Source organism: Halococcus hamelinensis 100A6 (genome assembly GCF_000336675.1).
In the GTDB taxonomy this organism is placed as follows: Archaea; Halobacteriota; Halobacteria; order Halobacteriales; family Halococcaceae; genus Halococcus; species Halococcus hamelinensis.
Genome location: NZ_AOMB01000043.1, coordinates 110,319 through 120,215 on the forward strand (window position 1 = coordinate 110,319; position 9,897 = coordinate 120,215).

Sequence of the window (9,897 nt, forward strand, 5' to 3'; positions counted from 1 at the left end):
GTTCGACCACCCGTTCCGAGGGCAGCGGAGGACCCGTGGTCAGTCCCGCTCGTACTCGACGAGTTCGACCCGCTGGTCGAGCGAGCCGTTCTCGTCGTAGATGGCGACGTAGGGCGCGCTGGAGAAGGCTTGCTGGGTGCAGACCTCCTGGGTGAGGGTGCCGTTGATCCGCGTCTCGACCACGTAGCAGTCGACGCCGGCGTACGATTCGGTGCCGGTGACCTCGATCTCCATCGACCCCTCGGCCGACTGCTGGGAGAACCGGTCGCCGACCGCGAGGTCCTCGCCGCCGACGGCACCGGCCCCGATGCCGCCGAGCTGGATCGCGACGAGGTAGCCGTAGATCGGCGACGTCACGAGCTGGGATTCGACCTCGCCGACCGGTCCCGTGACGGTCGATTCGGCCGAGTCGCCGCCGAGCTTGTAGCTGGTCGTCACCGTCGCCCGGCCGTTCTCGACGTCCGTGACCTCGAAGGCCATCCGCCCGGTGCCCTCCTCGGCCGATTCGATCTCGAAGACGTACCGACCGGGCTTCGAGAGGTTGAACCACTCCTCCTCGGCGTCGAGCGAGCCGTCGTTCGACGGGCCGCTCTCCGAATCGCCGGACGAGTCGCTCTCGCCACCGGCGTTCGAACTACTGCTACTACCACTACTACCACTGGCCGCAGCGGTGTCGGCATCGCCGGACGAATCGGTCCCCGAGCCGCTTGACGAACCCGAATCGGCGGCCGTGGCGTTCCCGCCCCCGCTCGTGGCGGGTTCGGAACCGCCGTCGCCGCCGGATCCGGCGTTCGAGGCCGTGGGTGTTCCATCGTCCCCCGAGCCGCCGAGGCCGCCGAGGCCGGTACAGCCCGCGAGGACGACGACGAGGCAGACGAATATCGTTTGAACTGCGTGTCGTCTCATCGAGTGGGGTTCCGTGATCGGTCGAGCGGTTCGAACGCGAACGAGGCGACGATCCGCTCGGCGGTCGCCTCGAACCCGGTCGTGTCGTTCCAGTCCACCCCGAGGGTGTAGCCGGTGCGGTCGTCCCGAGCGAAGAGGTACGAGAGCCACCATCGCTCGCCGGAGTCCCCGACGTAGGTACAGTCGACGACGACGCCCTGGTGGTCGTCCCCCGGCTTCCGTTCGCGGTGGCTACGGAGTTCGAGCGAGTGGACGTGGTCGTCGTCGGCGAGTTCGGTCAGGAACGTCGCGGCACACGCCGCAGGGTCGAACCGGGTCGTCTCGACGAACACCGCCGCCCCGGCACCGCTCCGGCGGCTTTCGAGGACGACGCCAGAGAGGTCGGATTCGACCGACCAGTCGGCCGGGTACGCGAGTCGGTAGCCGTACCGGTCGTCGGTGTAGACGGCGAACTCGGGCTCGTCGCTCGACCCGCCGTCGGTTTCGACGGTGGTGGGTGTTCGAAATCGCTCGTCCGCGGTCGTCCCGGCCGGGGTGAGCGCCGCCGGGAGGAACGGTTCGAGCGCGGTCGCTTTCATCGCCCGCTCACACCAGCCGGTCGGCGAGGGTCGCCACGATCGGGAGACGGACCGTCCGTCCCTGGTAGGCCCTGAGGATGAGGTAGAGCCACACGGCGACGGCTCCGACGGTGACCGCGAGCCAGACCAGCCCGAGGACGAGCGAGAGGAGGCTCCCGACGAGGAACAGCCCGGAACTCCCGCTGAACGTCGCCACGGAGATGGCCGTGCCGACGAAACTCAGCCCGATGGAGACGGCCACGACGACGGCCGACAGCGCGATGCTCTGGGCGGCGTGCCACCGAACGAACTCGTCTTCCTTCTCGATGAGGTAGAATATCAGCCCGGAGACGAAGCCGAAGACGTACGAGAGCGCCCCGGCGACGTTGCTGTCCAGTCCGGATTCGTTCTCGACCGCCGTGGTCGTGGTCTCGGTCTCCCCGTCGAATTCTTTGGTACTGCTTGCCATTGGTCTGCTCCGGTGGCGGCCGGGCCGGTCGTGCGACCGCCGCTCGACCGCCGTCGAGTGAGGAGTGGTTCGGATCCCAGTTATAGGCTCCGAGCGGCACGGTTTCAGTCGACGGGACGGTTTCAGGTCGTGAAACGGTCACCGGGTTCGGGCATCGTCGGGCCGTCGAACCGAGCGGCGAACACCGGTCGGTCACGACCCGTCTTCCCTCGATGGCGAACGTTCGTTGAAGCAACAGTTAAGATGCTGTGACAGAGATTCACTGTCGAGGATGGAGACCGAACGGCTCATCGACCTCGTCAGGCGAGCGCCGGTGCTCGAAGCCCTCCGGTCGACCGGGGGGATGGACCGGCGAGAACTCGAACGTCACCTCGGGGTGTCGAAGTCCACGGTCCATCGGTTCGCCCGAGCGCTCCGCGAGGAGGGGCTGGTCGAGCGGTCCGCGGGCGAGTTCGTGCTCACCCCGCTGGGCGAGGTGAGCACCGAGACGCTCGTCGAGTTCGAGACGACCATCGAGACGGCGTGGGCGGTCGCGCCGGTGCTGGAGGCCGCCGACGCCCACGACGTCCGTCTCGATATCGCGGCCTTCGCCGACGCGACGGTGACGACCGCCGAACCCGGCAACCCGTATCGCCCGGTGAGCCGGTTCATGTCGCTGGTGGCCGAAACCGAAACGCTCCGCGGGCTCGACCCCGCCTCGATCAACCCGCTCCACCTCGACGAGATCTACGAGCGTATCGTCGACGGGATGCGGACGGACGCCGTCTTTCCACCCGAAGTGGTCGAGGAGCTCCTCGAAACCAACCCCGAGCGGGCGGAACACGCCTTCGCGAGCGGGAACCTCTCGCTTCGGGTCCACGACGACCTCCCGTTCGGGCTGACCCTCTGCGACGACCGGGTCGGGGTCGGGGTCTACGGCGACGAGACGGGACTCCTCCGTACGTACGTCGATACCGACGCCCCCGCCGCACGCGAGTGGGCCGAGTCGGTCTACACGAGCTATCGGGAGGAGGCCGCCGAGCTCACCGACCACGCCGACCTCGCCGACCTGGAGCCGGTGGCGGCGCTCGTCGGCGATACGTAACCGTCGATATCGTGGGATCAGTCGTTCTGTGCTTGCACCGAGAGCTGGACCATCGCCTCGGCGATGTTCCCGCCGTACTCGGCGGTTCGGCGCGCGCTGTCGAGCACGAGCCCGAGGAGGTAGGTGTCCGGGGCCGAACCGTCGTGGAGCGCGCGGTCGAGCGGGTCGAGGTCGTCGAGCAGTCGGTCGCGGGCGGTGAAGGCGTCGTAGGCCTGGTCGACCGACCCACCGCCCAACAGCACGCTCGCGGCGTCGGTCACCACCTCGCGGGACTCGTGGGCGGCCGTCGCGAGGTCGTCGAGCGAACCGACGGCCGTCGGGTCTTCGAGCCGCCGGGCCACGCTCGCGGTGCGTTCGGCGTGGTCGGCGACGCGTTCGAGCTGGCGGGCGGTGGTGTAGTAGGCGAACAGCGTCGGGCGGTCGAAGCCCAGCTGCTCGACGGCCTGCATGCTCCGGAGCGCGCGGTGGAACTGGCGGTTCACCAGCCCGAACAGCCGGTCCGCCTCGTCGTCGCGCTCGATGACCTGTGCGGCGCGGTCGGCGTCGGCGTTCGCGACCGCGGTCACGGCGTTGCGGTGCATCCAGACCGTGACGTATTCGAGCTGGAGCACCGACTGGCGGACCGACTCGCCGTCGTTGCCGAGCATGTTCGTCAGGACGATCCGGGCGTCGGTCTCTTCGAGGACTTCGAGGCCGACGAGCTTCGCAGTCGCGGCGGTGACCGCCCGGCGTTCGGCGGTCGAGAAGCCACCCGACGAACTGAGGGTGAACTCGTCGAAGCCGACGGTGTAGAGCGCCTCGACGGTCCGCTGGAGGTTCGGGTGGGTGTAGCCGTCGACCCCGATCCGGGCGGTGGCCCGGCGGTCGTTCCGCGGGGCGGTAGCCCGGACGACGAGCGAAGCGTCGCCGTTGGGTTCGAGCGAGAGCTCCCGGCCCGCCTCGATCCCGTGTTCGTCGGCCCACCGCTTCGGGAGCGATATCGTGTAGGTCGAACCGCCCGTGAGTTGGACTTTGCGTGTTTCCATGGTTGCTGGTTCAGATGAGGGAGTCGTCGCTTTCGAGCATGTAGAGCGTTCGTGCCGCGATGTTGACGGCGTGGTCGCCGATGCGTTCGATGTCGCGGAGCGCGAGCGCGACGCTGAAGACGGTCTCGACCAGCCGGTCGGTCGCCCTCGTCGTCGTGGCCTCGGTCTCGACGAGGTCATGGAGCACCGCCCGCCCGGCCCGTTCACACAGCGCGTCGAGTTCGTCGTCGGTGTCGGCGACCTCGTGGCACGCCCAGGCGTTCTCCTCGGCGTACGCCGTGACGGCGTCGTCGAGGAGTTCGGCCGCGACCCCGCCGGTCTCCCGAAGGTCGACCCCCGGGAACTCGGCGTGGTCGGCCACCAGCGTGTACTCGGCGAGGTTCACCGCGAGGTCGGCGACGCGTTCGAGGTCGGTGCAGATCTTGAACGAGGCCGCGACGAACCGGAGGTCGGTGGCGACGGGCTGTTGGAGCGCGAAGAGGTCGATGCACTCGCGCTCGATGTCGAGGTAGCGCTCGTTGACCGCGTCGTCGCTCCCGACGAGCTCGCGAGCGCGGTCGTGGTCGCTGGATTCGAGCGCGTCGAGCGCCGTTTCGAGCCGGTCGGTGACCAGTTCCGCCATCGACAGCACGTCGCCGCGGAGCGTATCGAGCTGGTCCCGATAGCGTTCGCGCGCCATCACCCGAACTTTCCGGAGATGTAGTCCTCGACGCGCTGGCTCTCGGGGTTCTCGAAGATCGCGTCGGTGTCGCCGTACTCGACGAGCTCCCCGCCGGTCAGGAAGACCGCCGTCTGGTCCGAGATCCGAGCCGCTTGCTGCATGTTGTGGGTCACGATCACCACGGTGTACTCCTCGGCGAGGTCGTCGATCAGGTCCTCGATCTTCGAGGTGGCGATCGGGTCGAGCGCCGACGCCGGCTCGTCCATCAGGATGACCTCGGGGTCGGTCGCGAGACACCGGGCGATGCAGAGGCGTTGTTGCTGGCCGCCCGAGAGCCCGAGCGCGTTGTCGTCGAGCCGGTCCTTCACCTCGTCCCAGATCGCCGCCTGCCGGAGCGAGCGCTCGACCAGCTCGTCCTCCTTCNCCCGAGCGCGTTGTCGTCGAGCCGGTCCTTCACCTCGTCCCAGATCGCCGCCTGCCGGAGCGAGCGCTCGACCAGCTCGTCCTCCTTCGCCTTCGAGTCGTTGTCGAGCAGTCGAGCGAGGAGGCCGGTCTTGATGTCGCCGTGTTTTCGCGGGCCGTAGGCCACGTTGTCGCGGATCGACTTCGGGAACGGGTTCGGCTGCTGGAACACCATCCCCACTNGTGTTTTCGCGGGCCGTAGGCCACGTTGTCGCGGATCGACTTCGGGAACGGGTTCGGCTGCTGGAACACCATCCCCACTCGCTTTCGAAGCTCGACGAGGTTGGCCCCGTCCTGGTAGATCTCCTTGCCGTCGAGCGTCACGGAGCCGTCGACGCTCGCGGCCCGGATCCGGTCGTTCATCCTGTTGAGACACCGCAGGAACGTCGACTTCCCACAGCCCGACGGCCCGATGAAGGCCGTGACGCTCTTTTCGGGGATCTCCATCGAGATGTTCTTGATGGCGTGGTCGTCGCCGTAGTGGACGTTGAGGTCCGTCGTCGTGACCTTCGCCGCGCCGTCGAACTCGTAGGTGACCCACTCCTCCCTGGTCTCCTCTTCGGTCTCGCCCGAGACCGTCGTGCGGGACGTCGACCCCTGACTTCCGGTGGTCGATTCCCGCGGGGTTCCCGACCCCGATGTCGGCGTCGAATCGGGTTGCTGTTCGACCTGCTCCGCCGTCTCGTCGCGTTCTTCGGTTGTCTTGCTCATTGTCAGTCGCTCCGTAGTTTCCTGCTGAAGTATTTTCGCGCGAGGATCCCCACGAGGTAGAACGAGAGCACGACCAGCAGGAGGACGAGCGCCGTCCCCCAGCCGAAGGCCTGTGCGTCCTGCGTCCCGACGCCAGCGGTGATGCTCGCGTATATCTGGTAGGGCAGCGCGCTCGTCGATTGGAGCAACACGTCGTTCGAGACGAACGGCGGTGCCGCCGTGAACTCGAAGCCCTCGATCACCCGTGGGACCGTGCTCGGGAACGGGGTTCCCCCGAGCACGAGGATGAGCGGGGCGGTCTCGCCCGCGATCCGGCCGATACCGAGGATCACGCCGGTGATGACGCCCGGCAGCGCGGCGGGGAGCACGACGCTTCGGATCGTCTGCCACTGGCTCACCCCGAGCGCCGCGCTCGCGTCGCGGTACTCGCCGGGGACGCTCTTGAGCGCTTCGCGGCTCGTGATCACCACGAGGGGCAACAGCATGAAGCCGAGCACCAACATCGCGATGAGGAGGGACTGGTTGTTCCCGAAGCGGGGCACCAGGAAGGCGTAGCCGAACAGGCCGAAGACGACGCTCGGGGTGCTCCAGAGCCCGTTGGTCGTGATCTCGACGAGTCGCGTGAAGTTGCCCTGTTCGGCGTACTCGGTGAGGAAGACCGCCGCACCGACCCCGAGCGGGATGGCGAACAGCGACGCGCCGACGATGATCCACACGGTCCCCATGATCGCCGGGAGCACGCCGGGAACCTCGATGTAGATCCCCTGCGAGACGTTCATGATGAACGGGATGTCGAGGTTGAGTCCGGGGCCGACCTGCAGCCCGCGGGTGAGCGCCGGCCAGCCTTTCGAGAAGACGAAGACCACGAGCAACAGGAGAACGGCGATCATCGTGATCGCGTTCAGCCCGATCAGGAGGTACGCCCCGTTCTGCCGGCCGCGACTCCCGAAGCCGGCGTACGCCTTCGCGCCGGTCCAGGTGAGGAGCAGGCTCGAAAACGAGACCAGCACGGCGACGACGACGAGGGCGTTGAACGTCGCCGAGAAGTCACCGGGGGCCCACGACCACTCCGGACCGATAACCTCGAAGAGGAGGACGAGCCCGGTCGCGATGGCGACGCCGCCGGGGAGCACCGTCGAGCCGACGTCCTCGCGGGTGAACAGCGCGACCGCGGCCATCGCCCCGCCGAGGACGACGCCGGCGAGCAGCCAGCCGAAAGGTCCCAGTCCAAAGGTCTGGGAGGCGGTGAGACCGCCGACGACGACCCCGATCAGCCCGAAGCCGACCGCGACGCCGATACCCGACGTATCCCCCGGCATGGTGTCGACGGTGTCGGTCCGGGACGCTGCGCCCACCCCGAGCACCGCGACACCGACGACCGTCAGCCCGAGGCCGAAGAACTGGATCAGTTCGAGCCCGAGGATCTGCGTATCGAGGCTCGCGACCTGAAACAGGGTGGTCAGCCCGAAGACGAACAGCAGAAAGCTGATTCCGACGATACCACCGCAGAACCGCTCGAACGCGGTTGTATCCTCGCTGACGAGCTGCCGGTCGTAGGCGTCACTCATCGTTGGCCCCCGAGTTCGTGTTCCATCCGTGCCTCGATGACCTGCGAGCCGACCGAGATGGCGAGCACGGTCACGAACAGCACGACGCCGGCCGCGAACAGCGCCGTGAGCTGCACCTCGCCGGCGTCACCGTACTGGCTCGCGATCGCGCTCGTGAGCGTGATCGAGTTCCCGAAGACGTCGTAGATCGGGTCGGGGAACTCGACGATGTTGCCGAGCATCACCGTCGCGGCCATCGTCTCGCCGATCGCCCGGCCGACGCCCAGCAGGACCGCAGCCGAGATCCCCGAGAAGGCCGCCGGGATCGTGATGTCGGTCATCGTCTGCCAGTCGGTCGAGCCGAGCGCGAGCGAGCCGCTCTTCATCGACTCGGGGACGCTCGCGAGCGCGTCCTCGGCGACCGAGACCACGGTAGGAAGCGCCATCAGCCCGATCATCAGGCCGACGGCGAAGAGGCTCCCGAGCCCCGCCAGACCGAGGACGTCGCTGTCGGCGAAGTAGGTGTTGATGACCGTGAGCCCGAGGAAGCCGTAGACGATCGACGGGATCCCGGCGAGGATCTCGATGCCGGGCTTGACGACCTCCCGGAGCCAGCCCGGCGCGATCTCCGAGATGAAGAGCGCGCCGGCGACGCCGAGCGGGCCGGCGATCGCCATCGCGATGACCGTCGTGACGAAGGTCCCCCACATCAGCGGGGTGAGCGAGTACACCGCGTCGCTGGTGTCCCACAGCGGCGGGGACGTGTCCGTGACGAGGCTCACCCCCTCCTGTTGGATCATCGGCAGCGCCTCCCGGAAGATGAACACGACGATCAGCCCCATCGTCACGATCGTCGAGGCGGTCGCGACGAACGTGAGGCTCTTCGCGGTCTCGGCCTGGTGGGCGTACCAGCCGTAGGCGACGACCAGGACCAATCCGAGCAGGAACACCGCGGTGAGTCCCGTGTTGAGGAGGAAGCTCCCGAACGCGCCGAGCAGGCAGACAAGACCGATACCGCCGGCGACGAGGGCGCTCCAGTCGGCCGACTCGTCGGTCCCGGCCGAGCCGAGGGACCGTCTGAGTTCGTCTATCGTCGACATTTTGCTCCGTTCATGAAAAACATTGAGTCGGTATGGAACCGCTTAGCCGCTGGTCGTGCCGGGCATGCCGGTCGTGCTGGCCGAGCCGTTCGAACCGCTGGAACCGTTCGAGCTACTGGAGTTGGCTGCACTGCCGAGATTGAAGTCGCCGGTCGGCTCCGGAAGCTTCCCGAGTTCCTCCTGTATCCGGGAGTCCGGCAGCATGAAGTAATCGTTCGCCTCGACGAAGTTCTCCTGGCCGTACGGGCTGAGGAGCATCCGAAGGAAGGCGGCTTCCTTCTGTGAGGTGTCCTGCCAGGTGTAGCAGTGCAGGTCACGGGCGAGCGGGTAGCCCCGCTCACCGAGGTTCTCGCCCGGCGTGTAGGTCGTCCCGTCGATTTCGAGCGAGACCGCGGGTGCCTGGCCGCCGACGAACGCGAGCGCGGCGTAGGCGATGGCGTTGTCGGAGTTGAGGACCGTGGTTCGAACCTGCTGGTTCTGGCCGATCCGGGCGTCACAGCCGTCGATCGGTGCGTCCGCGCTCCCGAAGAGGTTCGAGCGGAACGAGGTGTCGGTCCCCGACCCCTCCGAGCGACAAATCGCCTGTATCTCCTTTTCGGGGCCGCTGTAGGCACCGATCTCGCTCCACTGCTGGATGTCGCCCTTGTAGATCCCCTTGAGCTCCGGTCCGGTGATCGTATCGACACCGGCGTCGTAGACCGCCTGGCTGACCATGATCGGCTGGCCGTCGACGCCGACGACGTGGTCGACGAACTTGTCGAGCGTCGACTGGTCGGCGTCCGGGAGCTCCTCCTTCGCCGTCGCGCTCGCGTCGCCGATGTCAACCTGGCCGTCCATCAGCTTCTCGATACCGGTGCCCGAGTGGCTCAGACCGACGTTGACGAGGTACGGCGGCTGACCCTGGTTGTCGCCCCCGTCGAGACCGTACGCGCTCGCGAAGTAGCTCGCCATCGGCAGGTCGGTCTCGATGCCGTAGTCGCTCGGCATCCAGTAGTCCTCGTCGCCCGCCGGTGGGTTCGAGTTCCAGACCGACGCGCCGTTGCTGGTGATCGGGTAGACCGTCGAGGAACCGTCGGCGGTCAGCGGCTGGCTCGCCTGCTGGCCGCTGCTCCCGCCGGAGGAGTTGCCCCCGCCCTGCGAGCCGTTGCCGCTCTGGTTGCCGCCGCCGCTGCCGTTACTCCCGTTACCCCCGTCCGAACCCCCGGTACACCCCGCGAGCGCGACGGCGCCCCCGGCTCCGATCGTGGCGATGGCATCCCGCCGTGTGAATTCTCGCGTCATCGCCAGATGATGGCCGCGATAACAATATAGTGTTTTCGAATTCTATATATATTGTGGTCCGTTCCAGTATATTCGTCTCCATATCGCTATGTCC

The 9,897-nt window shown here is 67.5% G+C and carries 9 protein-coding genes and 1 pseudogene; 1 reads left to right on the forward strand and 9 read right to left on the reverse strand.

Annotated features, from left to right (window positions below; translation table 11 throughout):
* Positions 1–39 precede the first annotated feature (39 nt).
* The 3 genes from C447_RS16365 to C447_RS16375 are packed head-to-tail and all read right to left on the reverse strand — an operon-like array spanning position 40 to position 1,932.
* Positions 40–906: a hypothetical protein gene (locus C447_RS16365; protein ID WP_007695875.1), complete on the reverse strand. Its 867-nt coding sequence runs from the start codon at positions 904–906 to the stop codon at positions 40–42.
* On the reverse strand, positions 903–1,484 hold the full coding sequence (locus C447_RS16370; protein WP_007695878.1) for a hypothetical protein: 582 nt from the start codon (positions 1,482–1,484) through the stop codon (positions 903–905). The genes C447_RS16365 and C447_RS16370 overlap by 4 nt, the downstream gene beginning before the upstream one ends.
* A 7-nt stretch (positions 1,485–1,491) precedes the next feature.
* Positions 1,492–1,932, reverse strand: coding sequence for a DUF4870 domain-containing protein (locus C447_RS16375; protein ID WP_007695880.1), 441 nt, complete (start codon positions 1,930–1,932; stop codon positions 1,492–1,494).
* 271 nt (positions 1,933–2,203) lie between these two features.
* Here C447_RS16375 and C447_RS16380 point away from each other — a divergent pair, with 271 nt between their 5' ends.
* A complete protein-coding gene (locus C447_RS16380; RefSeq protein WP_007695882.1) occupies positions 2,204–3,016 on the forward strand; it encodes a helix-turn-helix transcriptional regulator in 813 nt (270 codons plus the stop codon).
* Between the two features lie 17 nt (positions 3,017–3,033).
* Here the strand turns inward: C447_RS16380 and C447_RS16385 are convergent, their stop codons facing one another.
* The 6 genes and pseudogenes from C447_RS16385 to C447_RS16410 form a co-directional block, all read right to left on the reverse strand.
* Entirely contained in the window at positions 3,034–4,041 is a 1,008-nt protein-coding gene (locus C447_RS16385) for a phosphate signaling complex PhoU family protein (protein ID WP_007695884.1), read from the reverse strand.
* A gap of 10 nt (positions 4,042–4,051) precedes the next feature.
* Positions 4,052–4,720: a phosphate signaling complex protein PhoU gene (gene phoU / locus C447_RS16390; protein ID WP_007695886.1), complete on the reverse strand. Its 669-nt coding sequence runs from the start codon at positions 4,718–4,720 to the stop codon at positions 4,052–4,054.
* Positions 4,720–5,875, reverse strand: a pseudogene (locus C447_RS18900) (phosphate ABC transporter ATP-binding protein). Before C447_RS18900 ends, phoU begins: the two are co-directional and overlap by 1 nt.
* A gap of 2 nt (positions 5,876–5,877) precedes the next feature.
* Positions 5,878–7,443, reverse strand: a complete 1,566-nt coding sequence (gene pstA, locus C447_RS16400; RefSeq protein WP_007695889.1) for a phosphate ABC transporter permease PstA — start codon at positions 7,441–7,443, stop codon at positions 5,878–5,880.
* Complete coding sequence (pstC, locus tag C447_RS16405; RefSeq protein ID WP_007695891.1) at positions 7,440–8,522, reverse strand: phosphate ABC transporter permease subunit PstC; 1,083 nt, start codon at positions 8,520–8,522, stop codon at positions 7,440–7,442. Before pstC ends, pstA begins: the two co-directional genes overlap by 4 nt.
* 42 nt (positions 8,523–8,564) lie before the next feature.
* Positions 8,565–9,803 carry a PstS family phosphate ABC transporter substrate-binding protein gene (locus C447_RS16410; protein ID WP_007695893.1) on the reverse strand — a complete coding sequence of 413 codons (1,239 nt, stop codon included), beginning with the start codon at positions 9,801–9,803 and terminating at the stop codon, positions 8,565–8,567.
* Positions 9,804–9,897: the final 94 nt, after the last annotated feature.

Coding starts and splice junctions, on each gene's coding strand:
- C447_RS16365 (WP_007695875.1), bottom strand. CDS start 906: ATGAGACGACACGCAGTTCAAACGATATTCGTCTGCCTCGTCGTCGTC.
- C447_RS16370 (WP_007695878.1), bottom strand. CDS start 1,484: ATGAAAGCGACCGCGCTCGAACCGTTCCTCCCGGCGGCGCTCACCCCG.
- C447_RS16375 (WP_007695880.1), bottom strand. CDS start 1,932: ATGGCAAGCAGTACCAAAGAATTCGACGGGGAGACCGAGACCACGACC.
- C447_RS16380 (WP_007695882.1), top strand. CDS start 2,204: ATGGAGACCGAACGGCTCATCGACCTCGTCAGGCGAGCGCCGGTGCTC.
- C447_RS16385 (WP_007695884.1), bottom strand. CDS start 4,041: ATGGAAACACGCAAAGTCCAACTCACGGGCGGTTCGACCTACACGATA.
- phoU (WP_007695886.1), bottom strand. CDS start 4,720: ATGGCGCGCGAACGCTATCGGGACCAGCTCGATACGCTCCGCGGCGAC.
- pstA (WP_007695889.1), bottom strand. CDS start 7,443: ATGAGTGACGCCTACGACCGGCAGCTCGTCAGCGAGGATACAACCGCG.
- pstC (WP_007695891.1), bottom strand. CDS start 8,522: ATGTCGACGATAGACGAACTCAGACGGTCCCTCGGCTCGGCCGGGACC.
- C447_RS16410 (WP_007695893.1), bottom strand. CDS start 9,803: ATGACGCGAGAATTCACACGGCGGGATGCCATCGCCACGATCGGAGCC.